This window comes from Pseudomonas sp. NFACC05-1, from assembly GCF_900100135.1.
Taxonomy (GTDB): domain Bacteria; phylum Pseudomonadota; class Gammaproteobacteria; order Pseudomonadales; family Pseudomonadaceae; genus Aquipseudomonas; species Aquipseudomonas fluorescens_Q.
In genome coordinates, this window is record NZ_FMTR01000005.1 from 284,174 (window position 1) to 306,102 (window position 21,929).

16 protein-coding genes are annotated in these 21,929 nt (G+C 61.2%); 8 read left to right on the forward strand and 8 right to left on the reverse strand.

Annotation, left to right across the window (positions count from 1 at the left end; translation table 11 throughout):
- Positions 1–55 precede the first annotated feature (55 nt).
- On the forward strand, positions 56–742 hold the full coding sequence (locus BLO97_RS11235) for an alpha/beta family hydrolase (RefSeq protein ID WP_092223079.1): 687 nt from the start codon (positions 56–58) through the stop codon (positions 740–742).
- A 98-nt stretch (positions 743–840) separates the two neighbouring features.
- Here the strand turns inward: BLO97_RS11235 and BLO97_RS11240 are convergent, their stop codons facing one another.
- From BLO97_RS11240 to acnA, 4 genes are all read right to left on the reverse strand, one after another.
- Positions 841–1,305: a hypothetical protein gene (locus BLO97_RS11240; RefSeq protein WP_092481403.1), complete on the reverse strand. Its 465-nt coding sequence runs from the start codon at positions 1,303–1,305 to the stop codon at positions 841–843.
- Positions 1,306–1,511: 206 nt separating this feature from the next.
- Complete coding sequence (locus BLO97_RS11245; protein WP_092345893.1) at positions 1,512–3,077, reverse strand: methyl-accepting chemotaxis protein; 1,566 nt, start codon at positions 3,075–3,077, stop codon at positions 1,512–1,514.
- 86 nt (positions 3,078–3,163) lie between these two features.
- Complete coding sequence (locus BLO97_RS11250) at positions 3,164–3,952, reverse strand: CPBP family intramembrane glutamic endopeptidase (RefSeq protein WP_092148417.1); 789 nt, start codon at positions 3,950–3,952, stop codon at positions 3,164–3,166.
- Positions 3,953–4,313: 361 nt separating this feature from the next.
- Complete coding sequence (gene acnA, locus BLO97_RS11255) at positions 4,314–7,055, reverse strand: aconitate hydratase AcnA (protein WP_092345895.1); 2,742 nt, start codon at positions 7,053–7,055, stop codon at positions 4,314–4,316.
- Positions 7,056–7,227: 172 nt separating this feature from the next.
- On the opposite strand from acnA, the gene rlmM reads away from it, so the two are divergent.
- Together rlmM and tusA are read left to right on the forward strand one after the other, a co-directional pair.
- The gene (gene rlmM, locus BLO97_RS11260; RefSeq protein ID WP_092345897.1) at positions 7,228–8,301 is read left to right on the forward strand and encodes a 23S rRNA (cytidine(2498)-2'-O)-methyltransferase RlmM; all 1,074 of its coding nucleotides are present in this window, start codon (positions 7,228–7,230) and stop codon (positions 8,299–8,301) included.
- A 187-nt stretch (positions 8,302–8,488) separates the two neighbouring features.
- Entirely contained in the window at positions 8,489–8,740 is a 252-nt protein-coding gene (gene tusA / locus BLO97_RS11265) for a sulfurtransferase TusA (RefSeq protein ID WP_003183455.1), read from the forward strand.
- Here the strand turns inward: tusA and BLO97_RS11270 are convergent.
- On the reverse strand, positions 8,737–10,137 hold the full coding sequence (locus BLO97_RS11270; RefSeq protein ID WP_092345899.1) for an MATE family efflux transporter: 1,401 nt from the start codon (positions 10,135–10,137) through the stop codon (positions 8,737–8,739). The two genes, tusA and BLO97_RS11270, sit on opposite strands and share 4 nt — an antisense overlap.
- A gap of 317 nt (positions 10,138–10,454) precedes the next feature.
- Here BLO97_RS11270 and pdxB point away from each other — a divergent pair, with 317 nt between their 5' ends.
- Positions 10,455–11,597: a 4-phosphoerythronate dehydrogenase PdxB gene (gene pdxB, locus BLO97_RS11280; protein WP_092148401.1), complete on the forward strand. Its 1,143-nt coding sequence runs from the start codon at positions 10,455–10,457 to the stop codon at positions 11,595–11,597.
- 181 nt (positions 11,598–11,778) lie between these two features.
- Here the strand turns inward: pdxB and BLO97_RS11285 are convergent, their stop codons facing one another.
- Positions 11,779–11,958: a PA1571 family protein gene (locus BLO97_RS11285; RefSeq protein WP_003199629.1), complete on the reverse strand. Its 180-nt coding sequence runs from the start codon at positions 11,956–11,958 to the stop codon at positions 11,779–11,781.
- A gap of 249 nt (positions 11,959–12,207) precedes the next feature.
- Here BLO97_RS11285 and BLO97_RS11290 point away from each other — a divergent pair, with 249 nt between their 5' ends.
- Entirely contained in the window at positions 12,208–13,989 is a 1,782-nt protein-coding gene (locus BLO97_RS11290) for an ABC transporter transmembrane domain-containing protein (protein ID WP_175489840.1), read from the forward strand.
- A 118-nt stretch (positions 13,990–14,107) separates the two neighbouring features.
- On the opposite strand, the gene BLO97_RS11295 is transcribed toward BLO97_RS11290, so the two are convergent.
- Entirely contained in the window at positions 14,108–16,036 is a 1,929-nt protein-coding gene (locus BLO97_RS11295; RefSeq protein WP_092345903.1) for a transglycosylase SLT domain-containing protein, read from the reverse strand.
- Positions 16,037–16,249: 213 nt separating this feature from the next.
- On the opposite strand from BLO97_RS11295, the gene BLO97_RS11300 reads away from it, so the two are divergent.
- Positions 16,250–18,160 carry an ATP-binding cassette domain-containing protein gene (locus BLO97_RS11300; RefSeq protein WP_092345905.1) on the forward strand — a complete coding sequence of 637 codons (1,911 nt, stop codon included), beginning with the start codon at positions 16,250–16,252 and terminating at the stop codon, positions 18,158–18,160.
- 133 nt (positions 18,161–18,293) lie between these two features.
- Here BLO97_RS11300 and BLO97_RS11305 read toward each other — a convergent pair whose 3' ends face one another.
- Complete coding sequence (locus BLO97_RS11305; RefSeq protein ID WP_063322188.1) at positions 18,294–18,734, reverse strand: universal stress protein; 441 nt, start codon at positions 18,732–18,734, stop codon at positions 18,294–18,296.
- Positions 18,735–18,836: 102 nt separating this feature from the next.
- Between BLO97_RS11305 and BLO97_RS11310 the strand changes: the two genes are divergently transcribed.
- A complete protein-coding gene (locus BLO97_RS11310; RefSeq protein ID WP_003199638.1) occupies positions 18,837–19,274 on the forward strand; it encodes a hypothetical protein in 438 nt (145 codons plus the stop codon).
- Between the two features lie 487 nt (positions 19,275–19,761).
- Entirely contained in the window at positions 19,762–21,909 is a 2,148-nt protein-coding gene (fadB, locus tag BLO97_RS11315) for a fatty acid oxidation complex subunit alpha FadB (protein ID WP_092345907.1), read from the forward strand.
- Positions 21,910–21,929: the final 20 nt, after the last annotated feature.

Genomic DNA, 21,929 nt, shown 5'->3' on the forward strand with positions numbered 1-21,929 from the left:
AGGCAGTGCGGCGTTCTTCGCCTGGAGTTATAGGCAGACTAAAAGCGAGATCAGCATGGACAAACAGCACAAGGCCAGTATTGACGGGGATCAATGGGTGCGGTGTGTGGCCGAACACGGTTGGCTATGGACGGCCGCGCGGTCGGGCGCCAGTGCCGAGGCGCCGACCCTGATCCTGGCCCACGGCGCCGGTGCACCGATGGACAGCGGATTCATGGAGGAAATGGCTGCGGGCCTTGCCGCGCATGGGGTCAACGTGCTGCGCTTCGAGTTTCCCTACATGGCCCAACGACGTTTGGATGGGGGCAAGCGCCCACCCAATCCGGCACCGAAGCTGCTGGAATGCTGGCGACAGGTGTACGCCACGGTGCGGCCTTATGTCGCTGGGCGGCTGGCCATTGGCGGCAAGTCCATGGGCGGGCGCATGGCGAGTTTGCTGGCCGATGAATTGGGCGCCGACGCGCTGGTGTGCCTGGGCTATCCCTTCTATGCGGTGGGCAAGCCGCAGAAACCGCGGGTCGAGCACTTGGCGACGTTGAAGACCCCCACCTTGATCGTCCAGGGCGAGCGCGATGCGTTGGGCAATCGGGAGGCGGTGCAGGGGTATGAATTGTCACCGGGCATCGAGGTGATGTGGTTGGTGGCGGGGGATCATGACCTGAAACCGCTGAAGGCTTCGGGGTTTAGTCATGAGCAACATATGGAGGCGGCGGCGCTCAGGGTGACAAAATTCCTTGAGTAACCTTTTGCCTGACTGTCACCGTCCCATCGCGAACTGACCTGCTGCAATTTTTACTTCCTGGAATTGCGCTTGCTCGCGATGGATCATTCAGACCGTAACTAATTTTTCATGTCATCCCGGATTAAGTCGAATGTCCCCGTCGGGTGCATGTCGTACCCATCGGTGTTGAAATGAGCGGTGAAATTGCCCTTCGCGGTTCCACCCACAGGATCGAGCCTGATAGTCAATTCTGCGCTGTCAGCGCGGACCGATTGAAACCAGCCGGGCTGACCAGGAATCGAATGCGTGTGACGGAAGGAGAAGCCGCCTTCTAATGTGTAACTCGCGTCCATCACTTCCTCGCTGACATAATCAACCCCAATTTGGAAATAGAAATAATCACCAGTACTTGGGTAGTCGGCAGTGCCGGTAAGGAACCAGGTGTGCTCTCTTGGGGGCGGAGAGAGACGCAGTAAGAAAGACGTAGATCTTGCATGAACGAGCGTAGGGCCGAGGTACCAAGAAAAGGATCCGTTGAGCCGCTGGTGCTCGTCTTTGGGAAAGTAGAAGTCATGAACTTTCATGTGAAAGAACCTCATTGCTAATCGTTTTTATGAAATGTTCTCCCTTGTTGCATTTGCACTTTAACAATGTGGCGATTGCGGTCTACTGTCAGAGTTGACAGGTCACGACAAAACCTCATCGCGAGCAGGCACGCGTGAGCGGCCTTCCAGGCGGCAAAAAACCCGGAAGCCTACGCTGTCCGGGTTTTTTGTGAGGCAGGCATCTGTCAGCGGTTAAACCGCTCCACCAATGAATACTGCGTATTGGCCGTGCGGGTCAGCTCTTCGCTGAGCAGCGCCGAGCTGTGGGCCTGGCCGGAGGTCTGGTCGGCCAGTTCCGAGATATTGCTGATGTTGCGGCTGATCTCCTCGGCCACTGAGCTTTGCTCCTCGGTGGCGGCGGCGATCTGGGTGGTCATGTCCGTGATGTGGGCCACCGCTTCGCTGATCCCCACCAGAGCCTCGTCCGCTTCCATGACCCGTGCCACGCCTTCTTCGGCCTGGCGATGGCCAGCGTCCATGGTCTGCACGGCGTTGGTGGCGGTCTGCTGGAGTTTGGCGATCAGGGCGTGGATCTGCCCGGTGGATTCGCTGGTGCGTTGTGCCAGTTGCCGCACTTCGTCAGCCACCACGGCAAAGCCACGGCCCATCTCCCCGGCACGGGCCGCTTCGATGGCGGCGTTGAGGGCCAGCAGGTTGGTCTGGTCGGCGATGCCTTTGATCACGTCCACCACGCCACCGATCTCGTCGCTGTCCTTGGCCAGTTGGGTCACGGTCTGGCCGGTTTCGCCGACCACCACCGACAGGCGCTCGATGGCTTCGCGGGTTTCGCCAGCGATGTCGCGGCCGCGGCTGGTCAGGCGGTTGGCTTCCTGGGTGGCATCGGCGGTGCGCTGCACGTGGCTGGCGACTTCCTGGGTGGTTGCCGCCATCTGGTTGACGGCCGTGGCGACCTGTTCGGTTTCCACCCGCTGGCGCTCCAGGCCGCTGGAACTGTTATGGGCCAGGGTATTGGACTGGCGAGCCTGGTCGTTAAGGTGCTCGGCGGTGTCCTGCAGGCGGGTCAGGCAGGTTTTCAGGCGTGCTTCCTGGCTGAGGATCGACATCTCCAGGCGTGCCTGGACGCCGCGGCTGTCGGTGTACATCCGGGCGATCAGCGGGTCGGACGTGGTTTGCTCGGCCAGGCGCAGCAGGCGCTTGATTCCGCGTTGCTGCCATTGCAGGCCCATCAGCCCCAAGGGCACCGACAGCACGGCCGCCAGGGCAAAACCCCAGGAGGAATCCAGGAACGCGCCGACGACGAAACTCAACTGGCTGACCAGGATAAACGGTAGCCAGTCCTGCAGTATGGGTACCCATTTGTCGCTGCCCGGAACCGCGGACTTGCCTTGGTTGATGCGTTGATAAAGCGCTTCGGCCCGAGCGATCTGTTCGGCGGAGGGCTTGACCCGCACCGATTCGTAGCCGACCACCTGATTGCCCTCGAACACGGGCGTGACATAGGCATTGACCCAGTAATGGTCGCCGTTCTTGCTGCGGTTCTTGACGATGCCCATCCATGGCAAGCCTTGTTTCAGCGTCCCCCACATGTGTGCAAACACTGCGGATGGAACGTCGGGATGGCGCACGAGATTGTGCGGTGAACGAATCAGTTCTTCCTTCGAATACCCGCTGATGTCAACGAACGCGTCGTTGCAGTAGGTGATCACGCCCTTGGCATCGGTGGTCGAAATCAATCGTTGCTGGGCCGGGAAGGTCCTTTCGCGTTGTGTGACGGGTTGGTTGTTACGCATGTGTGTTGATCCGCAAGGCTTTGAAAGGCTATGAAAGGTTGTCGGCGGTGTCAGGTTTTAATTGAAGTTATTTTTGCCTGTCGCTATCACGCCAGCATCGGGTAGGTAAATAGGGCGAAATGAAGCAGATTGAGAAGAAAATGCGTAGCAATCGCCGCGCCCAGGCCGCCAAAACGATACGCCAGGCCGTAGCCGACCCCCGCCAGGCCCGACAACAGCACCCATTGCCAACCTGCGCCAGCGTGTACCAGGCCGAACAGCAGCGAGGTCAGGAGCAGCGCCAGGTTGTCGCCGTAACCCAGGTGTTTGAAGCGTCGGCTCAAGCCTCCCTGAATGTAGCCACGAAATAGCGCTTCCTCCACAAGCGTCACCAATAAAAGATTATTGAGCACCCACAACCAGGCGTGCTCCGGCCATTTTGGTGCCCAGTGGATCATGCCCAGCAGCATCGCCCCGCCGAGGGCCAGCACCGCGCTCAGAGCCAGCCCCAGGGCCGTGGCGTAGACCGACAGGCGAAGTGACCGCTGGCCGACGATCCAGGGGCAGGCCAGCAGCAGCCAGAATCCGATCAGGGGCTTGTCCTGGTTCAGGTACATGGCAAATGGCGCGGCGTCGTCGGTCAAGCGTTGCGCCGGGATCGCCCGCCCGTTGAAGAAGCCGGGCATCCAATGCAAGGCCAACGCCAGGGCCAGTACCACAAATAGAATGTGACCGAGAAACCGGCCGATTGGCATGGGTTGCTGGCGAACGGCATACCCGGCGAACAGCAATAGCGCGACTGAGATGAGGGCGGTCCAGGCCAACTGGCCGTAGGCCAGGGCCAAGCCATAGCCGATGGCGAGCATGGCCAGGTAGGGCCAGGGTAAAGCGGGCATACAACATCCTTTTAGACGGTAGAGCTTTGGGCGAAAGTGGCCGCCGCGTCTATGACGCTGCCATATTGCGCAAAGAGCACGTTTTGTATCCATGCAGGTTCATGCGTAGGAGGGGGCAAGCCGTTGGCTGACTCTGTTCCGTGATTGCCGACGGGATTATAGGCGGGCTCGTGCAAAAACGCCGCTTGTTAAAACGCTAATGACGGTCAGTAAGCCACAGGACCTGTGGAGCGAGCTTGCTCGCGATAGGGGCTTGTCAGTCAACATCGATGTTGGCTGTTCTACCGCTATCGCGAAAGCTTGCTCCCACAGAGGGGCTTGTTTTTCACTGACCCGTGTTCGCTGTAAGAGACGGGTCTTTCTAGCCGGCAATCAATTGCCGCAACACATAGTGAAGGATTCCGCCGGCCTTGAAATATTCCACTTCATTCAAGGTATCGATCCGGCACAACACTTCGATTCGCTCCCGGCTGCCGTCCTCGCGGGTAATGACCAAGGGCAGGTTCATGCGCGGCGTCAGTTCGACGTCATTGAGCCCGAGGATGTCCAGGGTTTCCTTGCCCGTGAGGTTCAGGCTCTTGCGGTTCTGGTCGAGCTTGAACTGCAACGGCAGCACGCCCATGCCCACGAGGTTGGAGCGATGGATACGCTCGAAGCTTTCGGCGATCACCGCCTTGACCCCTAGCAGGTTCGTGCCCTTGGCTGCCCAGTCCCGGCTCGATCCGGTGCCATATTCCTGGCCGGCGATCACCACCAGCGGCGTGCCCATTGCCTGGTACAGCATGGCGGCGTCGTAGATCGGCATTTTTTCGCCACTGGGGATGTAGATCGTGTTGCCGCCTTCTTCGCCGTCGAGCATTTCGTTGCGAATGCGGATATTGGCGAAGGTGCCGCGCATCATCACCTGGTGGTTGCCACGCCTGGAACCGTAGGAGTTGAAGTCTCGCGGTTCCACGCCTTGTTCGCGCAGGTAGCGACCGGCCGGGCTATCCGCCTTGATGTTGCCGGCCGGGGAGATGTGGTCGGTGGTGACCGAGTCTCCCAGCAGCGCCAGGATCCGGGCGCCTTCGACGTTCTTGACGGCCGGTGGCGGCCCGTCGATGGCGTCGAAGAACGGCGGATGCTGGATGTAGGTCGAGTCGTCCTGCCAGACGTAAGTCGCCGCCTGCGGCACTTCGATGGCTTGCCATTGCTCGTCACCGGCAAATACGGCGGCGTATTCCTTGTGGAACATGCTGGTGTTGACCTGGGCGACGGCGGTGGCCACTTCCTGGCTGCTGGGCCAGACATCCCGCAGGTACACCGGCTTGCCGTCCCGGTCGTTGCCCAGCGGCTCGCTGCTGATGTCGATGCGCACGGTGCCGGCCAGGGCATAGGCGACCACCAGCGGTGGCGAAGCCAGCCAGTTGGTCTTCACCAGTGGGTGCACCCGGCCTTCGAAGTTGCGGTTGCCCGACAATACCGAAGCCACCGTCAGGTCGGCTTTCTGGATGGCTTTTTCGATGGGCTCCGGCAACGGTCCGGAGTTGCCGATGCAAGTGGTGCAACCATAGCCCACCAAGTCGAAACCGAGTTTATCCAGGTATTCGGTCAGCCCGGCCGCCTTGTAGTAGTCGGTGACCACCTTGGAACCCGGGGCCAGGGAGCTCTTGACCCAAGGCTTGCGGGTCAGGCCTTTCTCCACGGCTTTTTTCGCCAGCAGCCCGGCGGCCATCATCACGCTGGGGTTGGAGGTGTTGGTGCACGAAGTAATGGCGGCAATCACCACCGCGCCGTTTTTCAGGCGATGGGTGTGGCCTTCGAATTCGTATTCGGCTTCGCCCACCTGGTCGGCATTGCCCACCGCGACGCCACCGCCACCTTCACTTTCCAGGCGACCTTCTTCTTTACTGGTGGGTTTGACCTGCAACCCCAGGAAGTCGCTGAAAGCCTGGCCGACATTTGGCAGCGAAACCCGGTCCTGCGGACGTTTCGGCCCGGCGAGGCTGGCCTCGACGCTGCCCATGTCCAGCTCCAGGGTGTCGGTGAACACCGGTTCCTGGCCGGGCAAGCGCCACAGGCCCTGGGCCTTGCAATAGGCCTCCACCAATTTCACCGTTTCCGCTGGACGTCCCGACAGGCGCAAGTAGTCCAGGGTCACCTCATCCACCGGGAAGAAACCGCAGGTGGCGCCGTATTCCGGCGCCATGTTGGCGATGGTGGCGCGGTCGGCCAGGGGCAGGTCGGCCAGGCCATCACCATAGAACTCGACGAACTTGCCCACCACGCCTTTCTTGCGCAGCATCTGCGTGACGGTCAGCACCAGGTCGGTGGCGGTGATGCCTTCGCGTAGCTTGCCGATGAGTTTGAAGCCGATGACCTCGGGGATCAGCATCGACACCGGTTGGCCGAGCATGGCGGCTTCCGCCTCGATCCCGCCGACACCCCAGCCCAGCACGCCAAGGCCATTGATCATGGTGGTGTGGGAGTCGGTGCCTACCAGGGTGTCCGGGAACGCGTAGGTGCGGCCGTCTTCCTCTTTGGTCCACACGGTGCGGCCCAGGTATTCGAGGTTGACCTGATGGCAGATGCCAGTGCCCGGCGGCACCACGCTGAAGTTGTCGAAGGCGCTCTGGCCCCAACGCAGGAAGGCGTAGCGTTCGCCGTTGCGTTGCATTTCGATGTCGACGTTCTGCTCGAACGCCTGGCTGCTGGCGAATTTGTCCACCATTACCGAGTGGTCGATCACCAGGTCCACCGGTGACAGCGGGTTGATCCGCTGGGGATCACCGCCGGCCTTTTCCACGGCGGCACGCATGGCGGCCAGGTCGACCACGGCGGGGACGCCGGTGAAGTCCTGCATCAACACCCGTGCCGGGCGGTATTGGATCTCTCGGTCGGATCGGCGCTCTTTCAGCCAACCGGCCAAGGCCTTGAGGTCGGTGCCGGTGACGGTTTTTTCATCTTCCCAGCGCAGCAGGTTTTCCAGCAGCACTTTCAGCGACATGGGCAGCTTGTCCAGGTCGCCGAGGCTTCGGGCGGCCTCCGGCAGGCTGAAATAGTGGTAGGTCCTGGCGTCGACTTGCAGTGTTTTAAGGGTTTTCAGGCTATCGAGGGACGGCATTGCAATCACTCCTTTAAGTCCGCACGGCTACGGACTGACGGAACGGACAGAGCCTTTAACCTAGCCCTGTTTTGAGCGTATGACTAATCACTGGACTCTATGGGCAGGTTCGCGGTTCCGAACTCCGCTATCATGCGGCGGTTTTCGTGACAGGCTTTGCTACGGAGTTTCAATGAACACGCTTTTCATGCACTGCCGGCCGGGCTTCGAAGGCGAGGTCTGTTCCGAGATCGCCGAACACGCGACCCGACTCAACGTTGCCGGCTACGCCAAGGCCAAACCGGCCAGTGCCTGCGCTGAATTTGTCTGCACTGAAGACGACGGTGCCGAGCGGCTGATGGGTGGTCTGCGTTTCGCCGAACTGATTTTTCCGCGCCAGTGGGCGCGGGGTACTTTCATCGATTTGCCGGAGACCGACCGCATCAGTGTCATCCTGGCCCACATGGCTGCTTTCCCGACCTGCGGCAGCCTGTGGCTGGAAGTGGTGGATACCAACGACGGCAAGGAACTGTCGAACTTCTGCAAGAAATTCGAAGGCCCCTTGCGCAAGGCGCTGATTGGCGCCGGCAAGCTGGTGGACGATCCGCGCAAGCCGCGCCTGCTGCTGACATTCAAGAGTGGCCGCGAAGTGTTCCTGGGCCTGGCCGAATCCGATAACTCGGCCATGTGGCCCATGGGCATTCCCCGCCTGAAGTTTCCCCGGGAAGCGCCGAGCCGTTCCACCCTCAAGCTTGAAGAGGCTTGGCACCATTTCATTCCCCGGGACCAGTGGGACGAGCGCCTGCACAGTGACATGACCGGCGTGGACCTCGGCGCGGCACCGGGTGGCTGGACCTGGCAACTGGTCAACCGTGGGATGCTGGTGACGGCCATCGACAACGGACCGATGGCTGAAAGCCTGATGGACACCGGCCTGGTGCAGCATTTGATGGCAGACGGCTTCACGTTCAAACCCAAGCAGCCGGTGGACTGGATGGTCTGTGACATCGTCGAGAAGCCAGCGCGTAACGCGGCGATGCTGGAAGAATGGATCGGCGAGGGTCATTGCCGCGAGGCGGTGGTCAACCTCAAGCTGCCGATGAAGCAACGTTACGCCGAGGTCAAGCGCCTGCTCGAACGCATCGCCGACGGTTTCAAGGCGCGGGGCATCAAGGTCGAGATCGGTTGCAAGCAGCTGTACCACGACCGTGAGGAAGTGACCTGCCATTTGCGGCGGTTGGATACGAAGAAACCGAAGTCCCGTTGATGCTGTCTTGAACAGCTTTTGTGGCGAGGGAGCTTGCTCCCGCGGGGTTGCGAAGCAACCCCGATCCAAAGAGCGACGACTGCTGCGCAGTCGAGCGGGAGCAAGCTCCCTCGCCACAGGGATGGATGCAGGTCTGTTAAGGGCGCCGACATTGCGCGACAATGCCGGCCAGTTTCAGGAGTAGAACATGAGTGAAATGAACGACACGCCGGTCGACGGCACGCTGGATGCCACAGGCCTCAATTGCCCGGAGCCGGTGATGATGCTGCACCAGCACATTCGCGACCTGGCCCCCGGCGGATTGCTGAAGGTGATCGCCACCGACCCTTCGACCCGCCGCGACATCCCCAAGTTTTGCGTGTTCCTGGACCACGAACTGGTGGCCCAGCAGGAAGAGGCAGGCACCTACCTCTACTGGATCCGCAAGAAACTCGCTTAATCCGTCGAGCGGCTGATGCGGATCTGCTTGCGCGCGCTGCGGGCCAGACGGATCGACAGCATCAGCGCCGCGCAGCTCAAGCCCACGATCAAGCCTTGCCACAAGCCACTCGGGCCGCTGGCCACACCGAGCCAGTCGGTCAGGCCCAGGGCGTAACCCACTGGCAGGCCGATACCCCAATAGGCGAACAGCGTCAGGATCATCGTCACCCGGGTGTCCTGATAGCCGCGCAACGCGCCCGCCGCCGTGACCTGGATCGCATCGGAAAACTGAAACAGCGCCGCGTAGACGATCAGCATCGACGCCACCTCGATCACCACCGGGTCGGCGGTATAGATCGCGGCGATGGGGCCGCGCAATGCGAACATCAGGCTCGCCGACAGGCAGGCGTAGGCCAGCGCCGTGCCCATGCCCACCCCCGCGGCGAAGCGCGCTTCACGGGGCTGAGCGCGCCCCAGGGCCTGGCCGACCCGCACCGTCACGGCCATGCCCAGGGAGTAGGGGATCATGAACACCAGGGAACTGAAGTTCAGTGCGATCTGGTGCCCGGCCACCACCGTGGCGCCGAGGCTGCCGATCAGCAGGGCAATCACTGCGAAAATACTCGACTCGGCAAACACCGCGATGCCAATCGGCAGGCCGATGCCCAGCAGGCGCTTGATGACCGCCCATTGCGGCCAGTCGAAACGGCTGAACAACCGGCTCGACTGATAGGCCGGTGCCCAGCGGGCCCAACCGGCCATGCCCAGGGCCATGACCCACATCACGATGGCCGTGGCCCAGCCGCAACCGACCCCGCCCATGGCGGGCACGCCCAAGTGCCCGTAGATGAAGATGTAATTGAGCGGAATGTTCAGCGCCAACCCGCACAGCCCCAGCACCATCGCCGGCCGCGTGCGTCCCAGGCCGTCGCTGAAGCAGCGCAGTACGTGGTACAGCGCCACGGCTGGCAGGCCCGTGCCGATGCCGCGCAGGTATTCCATGCATGGGCCAATCAATTCGGGGTCGACATTCATGATGTGCAGGATCGGTTCGGCGCTGAACAGCGCCAGTGAGGCGATCAACCCCACCACCAATGCCAGCCACAGCGCCTGGCGCACCAGCGGGCCGATCTCGGCGAACGTGCCGGCACCGAAGCGTTGGGCAACTTTCGGCGTGGTCGCCAGCAATGTGCCGGTCATCAACAGGAACACCGGCACCCAGATCGAGTTACCCAATGCCACCGCGGCCAGGTCCCGTGGGCCGACGCGACCGGCCATCACCGCATCGACGAACCCCATGGCGGTGGTTGCCAGTTGCGCCACCATGATCGGCAAGGCCAGGGCCAGCAAGGTCCTGAGTTCCAGGCGAACGCGGGCCGGGCGGGAGAGGGTGGTGGTATCGATTACAGGGTTCACAGGCGAAGCGTCCGAAAAGATTAAGCGCAAGGCGGCGAATTCTACGCCTTGACACAGTGGTCAGGAAAAAACCTGTGTTGTGGATTTGTAATTGCTCGCTCCCTTGTATCCAGCCTGTACTCTTTGGACCGGGAACAGGGTGACCCGTGGCGAGGGAGCTTGCTCCCGCTCGGCTGCGCAGCAGTCGTCGCTCTTTGGATTGGGGTTGCTGCGCAACCCAGCGGGAGCAAGCTCCCTCGCCACAACATCATTCACTGAAGGAATGCACGGAGTTACTGGAACGCCTACACTGCCTACCCCGCCAAAGGAGCTTTGCCATGCTGATCGTCGCCGACGAAAACATCCCCCTGCTTGATGCATTTTTCCAAGGATTCGGCGAAATCCGCCGGGTACCGGGCCGGGGGATCGACCGGACGATGGTCGAGCAAGCCGACGTGCTGCTGGTACGTTCGGTCAGCCAGATCAATCGGGCTCTGCTGGAAGGCAGCAAGGTGCGCTTCGTCGGCACCTGCACCATCGGCACCGATCACTTGGACCTGGATTATTTCGCCGAGGCCGGTATTCGCTGGGCCAGCGCGCCGGGCTGCAATGCCCGTGGCGTGGTGGACTATGTGCTGGGCAGCCTGATGACCCTGGCAGAAATCGAAGGTGCGCAACTTGAGCAACGAACCTTCGGTGTGGTCGGCGCAGGCCAAGTGGGCGGGCGGTTGATCGAGGTGCTCAAGGGGTTGGGCTGGACCGTGAAGGTCTGCGATCCGCCGCGTCAGGCTGCCGAGGGGGGCGACTATATGAGCCTGGAGCAGATCATCGAACAGTGCGATGTGATCAGCCTGCACACACCGTTGACCCGCGACGGTGAGCAACCAACCTGGCACCTGTTCGACGAGGCGCGTCTGAACCAGCTCAAGCCCGGGACCTGGCTGATCAACGCGGCCCGCGGCCCGGTGATCGACAACGCCGCGCTGCGCGAAGTGTTGCTGGAACGTGAGGACCTGCAAGCGGTGTTGGATGTCTGGGAGCAGGAACCCACCGTGGATGTGGACCTGGCCGATTTGTGCGTGATCGCGACCCCGCACATTGCCGGTTACAGCCTCGATGGCCGCCAGCGCGGCACGGCGCAGATCTACCAGGCCTTGTGCGCTTTCCTGGAGCGGCCGGTTGAAGTCAGCCTCGGCGACCTGTTGCCTCGACCTTGGCTGGGTGGCATCACCCTGGATGCCGCAACCGACCCGGCCTGGGCCTTGGCGGTGTTATGCCGGAGCGTGTATGACCCCCGTGGCGACGACGCGAACTTTCGCCGCAGCTTGGTTGGAACGGTCAGCGAGCAACGCAGTGCATTCGATGCCCTGCGCAAGCACTACCCGCCGCGGCGGGAAATCGACAGCCTGAAGGTGCGTATCGAAGGGCAGTCGGCGGCCTTGCAACAGATCGTGACGGCGCTGGGTGCCACCGCCCTTTAAGGGGAAATGCTCTTGTGGCGAGGGAGCTTGCTCCCGCTGGGTTGCGAAGCAACCCCAATCCAAAGAGTGACGACTGCTGCGCAGCCGAGCGGGAGCAAGCTCCCTCGCCACAGGTTCCTGCAAAATCAACAGGCATAAAAAACCCGACATCAAGGTCGGGTCCAATTGAAGACGGGCTGTATCACTTTTGTTCGGCAGGCTTGACCAGTCGTTTTTCCAGCTCGCTGCAGGCTTTTTGGATCATGTCTTCGGTGATCGGTACTTCGCGCCCTTGGGCATCGATGAACGAGCAGCCCAGAGACTGGTCCGGTTGCGTGCGGATTACTTGAATCTTGTCGTCGCTGCTGTGTTGCAAGGACATGGCCTGTCTCCTCATCAGGTTGTGTGCCTACTTTAATGTCGCCAGGTGACCGAGCCATGACACTCCTTGTAGGTTCATGGCGACACCTCCACTCAATCAGAAACACAGTTGCGTTTCCAGCCAGACTTTAGACCGATAACATCTAGCCTCTAGTCGTTGTGGTCATATTTAACCTGACTCATTCTGATTCAACTTGGCTCCGCTACGCTTTGGCGTCGCTGGCCGGCCTTTTTCCTGCTGCATTATCGGATGCCCTTGATGCTTTCTTCCCGACATCGCCGTGCCATACGCCTGGCCAGCGGCTTCATCGCCCCTTACCGTAAACAGGTCGCCGGCGCTTTGCTGGCCTTGATTGTCACTGCCGGTATTACCTTGTCCATGGGCCAAGGCATCCGCTTGCTGGTGGACCAGGGCTTCATGACCCGCTCACCGCACCTGCTCAATCAATCCATCGGCCTGTTCATGGTGCTGGTGGTGGGGCTGGCGATCGGTACGTTTGCACGTTTTTACCTGGTGTCCTGGATCGGCGAGCGGGTGGTGGCCGATATCCGGCGGCAGGTCTTCAACCATCTGGTGTACTTGCACCCCGGTTTCTATGAAAACAACCGTAGTTCGGAAATCCAGTCGCGGCTGACCGCCGATACGACCTTGCTGCAATCGGTGATCGGTTCGTCGCTGTCGTTGTTTTTGCGCAACGCCTTGATGGTGGTGGGCGGCATCGTGCTGCTGTTCATCACCAATCCCAAGTTGACCAGTATCGTGGTGATCGCCCTGCCGCTGGTATTGGCGCCGATCCTGGTCTTTGGTCGTCGGGTGCGCAGTTTGTCGCGCCAGAGCCAGGACCGCATTGCCGACGTCGGCAGCTACGTCTCCGAAACCCTTGGCCAGATCAAGACCGTGCAGGCTTACAACCACCAGGTCCAGGACGAACAACGATTCTCCGTGACGGTGGAGCAGGCTTTCGACACCGCCCGCAAGCGCATCGCCCAACGGGCCTGGCTGATTACCCTGGTGATCGTGCTGGTGCTGGGCGCGGTGGGGGTGATGCTCTGGGTCGGCGGCATGGATGTGATCGCCGGGCGGATTTCCGGCGGTGAGCTGGCGGCATTTGTGTTCTATAGCCTGATTGTCGGCAGTGCCTTCGGCACGCTGAGCGAGGTGATCGGCGAGCTGCAACGGGCGGCGGGTGCTGCCGAGCGCATTGCCGAGTTACTGCGTTCGCAGAACATCATCCAGCCACCGGCTTCAGGCCTTGTCACGTTGCCGGAGCGCGTTCGAGGCGATCTGCGCCTCGAAGGCGTGCGTTTTTCCTACCCCTCCCGGCCGGACAGTTATGCGGTCGACGGTCTCGACCTGACCATCAAGGCCGGCGAGACCCTGGCCCTGGTCGGGCCTTCCGGTGCGGGCAAGTCAACGGTGTATGACCTGCTGCTGCGCTTCTACGATCCGGTGCAAGGGCAGATACTGATCGACGACGTGCCGTTGACTCGACTCGATCCGCTGGACCTGCGCCGCCACTTCGCCCTGGTCTCACAGAACCCGGCGCTGTTTTTCGGCACGGTCGAAGAGAATATTCGCTACGGCAACCCTGGGGCAACGTCCGAGCAGGTGCGTGAGGCCGCGCAGATTGCCCACGCCCACGACTTCATCGAAAAAATGCCCGGCGGCTACCAGACCCACCTGGGCGACGGTGGCCAGGGTCTGTCCGGCGGCCAGCGCCAACGCCTGGCCATCGCCCGGGCATTGCTGGTGGACGCGCCGATCCTGCTGCTGGACGAAGCCACCAGTGCCCTCGATGCGCAAAGCGAACACCTGATCCAGCAAGCCCTGCCCAACCTGATGAAAAACCGCACGACCCTGGTCATCGCCCACCGCTTGGCCACGGTGAAAAACGCTGACCGGATCGCGGTGATGGATCAGGGCAAGGTGGTTGCCGTGGGCACTCACCAGGAGCTGGTCGCCAGCAATGCGCTGTACGCGCGGCTGGCAGCGTTGCAGTTCAATGTGGGGCAGGAGTCGACAGCTGACTGAGAACTGCTCCCGCAAGGTCCAGACAGCCGATCAAAAAAAGCCCGTATCTTTCGATACGGGCTTTTTTTGCTTTTGAGGAACAGCTTGCCGCTTGAAGCTCAACGCTTGCCGCTAACCCTCACTGATCATCGAAATACCGCTCATGCCAGTCTACCAGCGGTTGCGGCGAGTTGAGCTTCTGGCCGTAGATCACCGAGTACGACAACACGTTCTGCACGTATTGGCGGGTTTCGTCGAAAGGAATGCTTTCGACCCAGACGTCGAAGCTCAAGTGGTCGGCGCCGCGCAGCCACTGGCGCACGCGACCGGGGCCGGCGTTGTAGGCCGCCGAGGCCAGGACACGGTTGCCGTTGAACTGGCTGTGGACCTGGCTCAGGTAGGCCGCGCCGAGCTGGATGTTCTTGTCTGGGTTCAACACTTGCTGCGGCGAGGCCAGGGGAATGCTGAACTTACGCGCGGTTTCCTTGGCAGTGCCGGGCATCAGTTGCATCAGGCCGGCGGCACCGACGCTGGAGCGAGCATCGTCCATGAACGCACTTTCCTGGCGGGTAATGGCGAACGCCCAGCTTGGATGCAATCCGCGGACCTTGGCTTCGCGCACCAGGGTGTCGCGATGGGCCATCGGGAAGCGGATGTCCAGGTCGTCCCAGTACTTGGCCTGGCTGATGGTGCGAATGGCCGGGAAATACCACTTCAGGTCGTAGGCCAATTTCGCCTGGGCGACCATTTCGTCACGGTTGAAATGCCGGCTGACGTGATACCACTCGCGGCGCCCGTCGACGATGTCCCCGCGGGCATGAAATTCCAGCGCCCGACGCACGCCAGGGGTGTTGCGCACTTTGTTGATCAGCGCCTGGCTCATCACCAGCGGCTTGTTGACGAGCGAGTACGGTGACTGGGAGCGGTCGGCGGCCAGGAAGCCATAGAAATCTCGTTCACGGGCCAGGTGCTTGTAGAGCGCCAGCGCCTCGGGATTCTGCGGCTGCGCCAGTTCCAGCGTACGGGCTTGCCAGTACCGCCAGCGATTGGTGCTCGACAGCGACTCGGGCAGGCGACGGGTCAGTTGGTAGGCATCGTCCCAGCGGGCCAGGCGCAGCAGCAGGCGCAAGCGCCATTCCGAAACGGTGTCATCGCGCAGTTCCGGGTCGTATTTCGTCATCACGTCCAAGGCCCGGCTGTCGAAGCGCTTGGCCAGGGTCAGGCCGATTTCCCGGGCAATCGCAACTTTTTCATCACGGGAAAAATGCATGGTGCTGGCGTAGCCGTCCAGCAGCGCCATGGCCTTTTCCGGATCCTGGCGGGCCAGGCGCCGCAGGCCGAGGCTGACGATGTCAGACATCGGTTCATCGGCCGGGGTGAAGCGCGAGGGCTGGTTGAGCAACTCGGGTTTTTGCGCCACGTCCACCAGCAGCTTGCCGCGGGGGGCGAGGGTGGTCAGACCGCTGACCAGGCTGTTGGCCAGCGGATAGTTGCGGGCCTGGGCCGCCAGTTTTGTGCGTTCCCAGCGTTTCTGTTCGGTCAACTGGCCCTGGGAGGCCCATAGGCCGAACAAGGCATCGCACGCCTGGGGTTGGGATTTGCCGGAGAGCCACAGCTTTTCGGTATTGGCATAGCCTTCGGCCTTCAAGCCATGGCTGAGCTGGTACTGGGCGTTAAGGCAGTCCAGTTCGGTGAAATTGAGCTTGGGGTCGTAATACTTGACGAAGGTCTCCCAGTCACCGCGCTCGGTCAGCCAACGCAGCCAGCGCAACTTCATCCAGTTGGCCTGGGGCAGATCACCGTGTTCGGCGAGGAACTTCTCGATTTCGGCGTTGCTGGCGCTCTTGAGGCGAGCGGTCAATTCGTCGTAGGCCAGGTAGGGTTCCAGCGGATAATCGCGCAGGGCCTGGCTGTAGCGAAAGTAAGGGCCGGAATCACCCTTGGCCAAGGCACGCTTGGCCTCGTCGTAATATTGGCGTTGAGTGGAGATATCCACCGCCTGCGCGGATTGAACGGCAGTGGCACATACAAAAAGACACGATAAAACACTGAAAAGGCGACTGCGCATGAGACGTCCGGGCATAGAAAACATGACAAGCCCAAGGGGTAACCCAGGGTAACTGTCTGTAGCTTAGCCTTTTGCCAGCAGCCGGCGAAAGCTTTGCAGGGCCGCCGGTGCAAGTTCGCAACATTTGTCATGCAGAGTGCTTCGGTGGCGAAATTGGCGGACCCCTGAGGCCTCATCTCAGGTAGAATGCGCGCCCGGTTTTTGGAGAAGCTCATGACCCTGCTCAAATTCAGCGATGTGTCCCTTGCTTTCGGCGCTATGCCGTTGTTGGACAAGGTGTCCTGGCAGATCGCCCGTGGTGAGCGGGTGTGCATCATCGGCCGCAACGGCACTGGCAAGTCCAGCATGATGAAGCTGGTCAAGGGCGATCAGAAGCCCGATGACGGCTCGGTCTGGCGCGCGCCAGGCCTGAAAATCGGCGAATTGCCCCAGGAACTGCCGGTGGCCGACGAGCGGACCGTATTCGATGTGGTCGCCGAAGGCCTGGACGGTGTCGGCGCGCTGCTGGCCGAGTATCACCACCTGAGCCAGAACATCGTCACCGACGCTGACCTGGACAAGTTGATGCACGTGCAGCACGACCTCGAAGCCCGTGATGGCTGGCGGTTGCAGCAATTGGTCGACAGCACCCTGAGTCGCTTGCAACTGCCTGCCGACAAGACCCTCGCCGAGCTGTCCGGCGGCTGGCGTCGTCGCGTCCTGCTGGCCCAGGCCCTGGTGTCCGAGCCAGACCTGCTGCTGCTCGACGAACCGACCAACCACCTGGACATCGGCGCCATCGCCTGGCTTGAAGAAGCCTTGAAGGACTTCCAGGGGGCGGTGCTGTTCATCACCCACGACCGTTCCTTCCTGCAAAACCTGGCAACCCGCATCCTCGAACTGGACCGCGGCGGCCTGATCGACTGGAACGGCGACTACGCCAGCTTCCTGGTACACAAGGAAGCGGCGCTGGCAGCGGAAGAAACCGCCAACGCGCTGTTCGACAAGAAGCTGGCCCAGGAAGAAGTCTGGATCCGCCAGGGCATCAAGGCGCGGCGCACCCGCAACGAAGGTCGTGTGCGGGCGCTCAAGGCCTTGCGCATGGAGCGCAGCGAGCGTCGCGAGCGCACCGGCAAGGCCAACATTCAGTTGGATACCGCTGACAAGTCCGGCAAGCAGGTCATGGTCCTGGAGAACGTGAGTTTCGCCCACCCTGGCGGTCCGTTCCTGATCAAGGACTTCTCCATGGTGCTGCAGCGGGGTGATCGCATTGGCCTGCTGGGTGCCAACGGTACCGGCAAGACCACTTTGCTCAAGCTGATGCTCGGCGGCCTGGTGCCGACCAGCGGCAAGGTGGAAGAGGGCACGAAGATCGACGTCGCCTACTTTGACCAGTTGCGCCATCAGCTGGACCTGGAGAAGACCGTGATCGACAACGTGGCCGAAGGCCGCGATTTCATCGATATCGATGGCCAGAGCCGTCACGTGTTGAGCTACCTCGGCGATTTCCTGTTCAGCCCCCAGCGTGCCCGCACGCCGGTCAAGGCGCTGTCGGGCGGTGAGCGCGCCCGTTTGTTGCTGGCCAAGTTGTTCAGCAAGCCGGCGAACCTGCTGGTGCTCGACGAGCCGACCAACGACCTGGACGTGGAAACCCTGGAATTGCTGGAGGAGGTGTTGTTGACCTTCAATGGCACCGTCCTGATGGTCAGTCACGACCGGGCATTCCTCGACAACGTGGTCACCAGCACGCTGGTGTTCGAAGGCGAAGGCCTGGTGCGCGAATACGTCGGTGGTTATCAGGATTGGCTGCGCCAGGGCGGCTCGCCGCGTCTGCTGGGGGTCACCGAGAGCAAGTCCGGCAAGGCCGACCTGAATTCGGCGGTGGTCAAGGCCGAGCCTGCTCCGGTCGCCGCCGCGGCCCCAGCGAAGAAAAAGCTCAGCTACAAGCTGCAGCGTGAACTGGAAGCCTTGCCGGGTGAGATCGACGCGAAGGAGCAGCAGATCGCAGCGGTAGAAGCCGAAATGGCTGACGCCGGGTTCTACCAGCGACCTGCTGCCGAAACCGCCAAGGTGATTGCGCACCTGGAGCAACTGCAGGCTGAGCTGGATGCATTGGTCGAGCGCTGGGCCGAGCTGGACGCTTGAACCCGCACGCTCAATGACTGTGGCGAGGGAGCTTGCTCCCGCTGGGCTGCGAAGCGGCCCCTGGCGGTGAGTGCTTCGCACTCAAGCGAGAGCAAGCTCCCTCGCCACAGGTTCAGTGAGTTCCTTGGGTGAATCAGCTGCGCTTGACCAGGTGCACCGCCAGCACGTCGCAAGGCGCGCCATGCAGCACGTCGTTGGCGGTCGAGCCCAGCAGCAACGCCAGGCCATGGCGGCCATGGCTGCCGACGACGATCAGGTCGCAACCCTGCTCCTTGGCCAGGTGATGGATCTCCTGGCGCGGCTGGCCGTAGGTCAGGTGGCAGTTTTCCTTTTTCAGGTCAGGGTACTTCACGATCAGTCGCTCAAGGCGTTCCTTGGCTTGATCGAATTGCTGTTGCTGCAACTGGGAAAGGTCCATCGGCACATCACCACCAAAGGCCATGGCCATCGGCTCGACGATATGCACCAGCGACAGCTTGGTGTCTCTGCCGTCGCACAGGGCGCGAGCGCGTTTGACGACGGGATCGCATTCTTCAGTGAGGTCAACGGCGACCAGAACGTGGTTGTAGTACATGGAAGGCACTCCAGAGAATTGCGATACGGTAAGTATGGCTGGTTTCAAGCGCATTGACGGCGACGTGGCTCAATGGGCTCATCAGAATTCGGGAGTACGAATATGACGGTCTGGATAGTGGTGTCAATCCTGTTGGTGGTGTTAAGTCCGCTGGCATGGTTGCGACCGTCCCGTGTCCAGAGCGGTCGCATGGCCCTGCGCATGGAGGCGCGACGCCTGGGCCTGGCCATGCAGCTGGCGCCGCAGGAGTGGCCGCACTGGCTCGGCCAGCAGCCGCCAAACCCCTGTGCCCAGTACCACCGGCCTCGGCGCGGCAAGGAACCGGCTGTCTGGAGCTATTGGCAGACTGCGCCAGGCGTCTGGGTCAACCAGTGGCGAGAAGTCTGCCAGGATGAGTCCCTGCTCAATCATTTCGAAAAATTGCCGGCCAACGTCTACAAGGTTGAAGCCGATCGGCAAATGATTGCCTTGTACTGGGGCGAGAAGGGCGAAGCGACTGTTTTGCAGGATATTTGCGCGGTGCTCAAGGCGCTGGCCTGAGGCATAAAAAAGCCCGACAGTCTCATCGGGCGGGTTGGCCAGGCAGGCCGGTAATCAATCTCATGTCAGGGCGTGCGTTCGTAACGTCCTTTGTTCCCAATCTTCAATCGCGTCCCGACAGCGTAGACGGCTGGATCCAGTCTGTCTGGAATTAGGGCGATTTTTCTAATTATTGATCCTATGAATAGCTATGCATGCGGCGCCGTGTTGCGGATCCGTATGGTACGGAAATGACCGTGAAGTCGCGTTCACGCCCGTGTTTAGGGCGATTGACAATTGTCGGAAATTCCGTGAAGGTGACGTACCCAAATCAAACGGGCGTATGAATTGAGCGTTTGTATTTTCAGAATGCTCCTACAGACCCCGACTATCGCGTTGACGGGTGTGCCTGGCGGATTGGCGTGGCATCGACGGTAAACGTCAATGCCGAACCAGTGGTCAGCGTTCAACGTGTACTGTTCAGCTTCCATATCGTGGAGATCAGTTGATGATTTACGAAGGTAAAGCCATCACGGTTAAGGCTCTTGAAAGTGGCATCGTCGAATTGAAATTCGACCTCAAGGGTGAGTCCGTCAACAAGTTCAACCGTCTAACCCTGAATGAATTGCGTCAGGCCGTGGACACTATCAAGGCAGATGCTTCGATCAAGGGTGTGATCGTCAGCAGCGGCAAGGACGTGTTCATCGTCGGCGCCGACATCACCGAATTCGTCGACAACTTCAAGCTGCCCGATGCCGAACTGATCGCTGGCAACCTCGAAGCCAACCGTATTTTCAGCGATTTCGAAGACCTCAACGTACCGACCGTCGTGGCCATCAACGGCATCGCCCTGGGTGGCGGCCTGGAGATGTGCCTGGCAGCGGATTACCGCGTCATGTCCACCACGGCCAAGATCGGCCTGCCGGAAGTCAAGCTGGGTATCTACCCAGGCTTCGGCGGCACCGTGCGCCTGCCGCGCCTGATCGGTGCCGACAACGCCATCGAGTGGATTGCCGCCGGCAAGGAAAACCGTGCTGAAGACGCGCTGAAGGTCGGTGCCGTGGATGCCGTGGTCGAACCTGGCAAACTCCAGGAAGCGGCCCTTGAAACCATCAAGCGCGCCATCAGCGGCGAGTTCGACTACAAGGCCAAGCGTCAGCCGAAGCTGGAAAAGCTCAAGCTCAACGCCATCGAACAAATGATGGCCTTCGAAACCGCCAAGGGTTTCGTGGCCGGTCAGGCAGGCCCGAACTACCCGGCGCCGGTCGAAGCGATCAAGACCATCCAGAAAGCCGCGAGCTTCGGGCGCGACAAGGCTCTGGAAGTCGAGGCCGCCGGCTTCGTCAAGCTGGCCAAGACCTCGGCTGCGCAAAGCCTGATCGGTCTGTTCCTCAATGACCAGGAACTGAAGAAAAAGGCCAAGGCCTACGACGAAATTGCCAGTGACGTGAAGCAGGCCGCCGTGCTCGGCGCCGGCATCATGGGTGGCGGTATCGCCTACCAGTCTGCGTCCAAAGGCACGCCGATCCTGATGAAGGACATCAACGAACACGGGATCGAGCAAGGCCTGGCCGAAGCCGCCAAGCTGTTGGTCGGTCGTGTCGACAAAGGTCGCATGACCGCTGCGAAGATGGCCGAAGTGCTCAACGGCATTCGTCCGACCCTGTCCTACGGCGATTTCGGCCATGTCGACCTGGTGGTCGAAGCCGTTGTCGAGAACCCGAAGGTCAAGCAGGCGGTATTGGCTGAAGTCGAAGACAAGGTCAAAGAGGACACCATCCTGGCCTCGAACACCTCGACCATCTCCATTTCGCTGCTGGCCAAGGCCCTCAAGCGTCCGGAGAACTTCGTCGGCATGCACTTCTTCAACCCGGTGCACATGATGCCGCTGGTGGAAGTGATCCGTGGCGAGAAGTCCAGCGAGCATGCCGTTGCCACCACCGTGGCCTACGCCAAGAAAATGGGCAAGAACCCGATCGTCGTCAACGATTGCCCGGGCTTTTTGGTCAACCGCGTGCTGTTCCCATACTTCGGCGGTTTCGCCAAGCTGGTCAGCGCTGGCGTGGATTTCGTGCGCATCGACAAGATCATGGAAAAATTCGGTTGGCCGATGGGCCCGGCGTACCTGATGGACGTGGTCGGCATCGACACCGGCCACCACGGTCGCGACGTCATGGCTGAAGGTTTCCCGGACCGCATGAAGGACGATCGTCGTTCGGCTGTCGACGTGCTCTACGAAGCCAAGCGCCTGGGCCAGAAAAACGGCAAGGGCTTCTACGCCTATGAGACCGACAAGCGCGGCAAGCAGAAGAAAGTCGCCGACTCGTCGGTGCTGGAAGTGCTCAAGCCGATCGTCTACGAGCAGCGCGAAGTCACCGACGAGGACATCATCAACTGGATGATGATCCCGCTGTGCCTCGAAACCGTGCGTTGCCTGGAAGACGGCATTGTCGAGACCGCCGCCGAAGCCGACATGGGTCTGGTCTACGGTATCGGTTTCCCTCCATTCCGTGGCGGTGCGCTGCGCTACATCGATTCGATCGGTGTCGCCGAGTTCGTTGCCCTGGCTGACCAGTACGCTGATTTGGGCGCGCTGTACCACCCGACCGCGAAGCTGCGTGAGATGGCCAAGAACGGCCAGCGTTTCTTCGGTTAAGCGCCCAACGACTAGAGCGA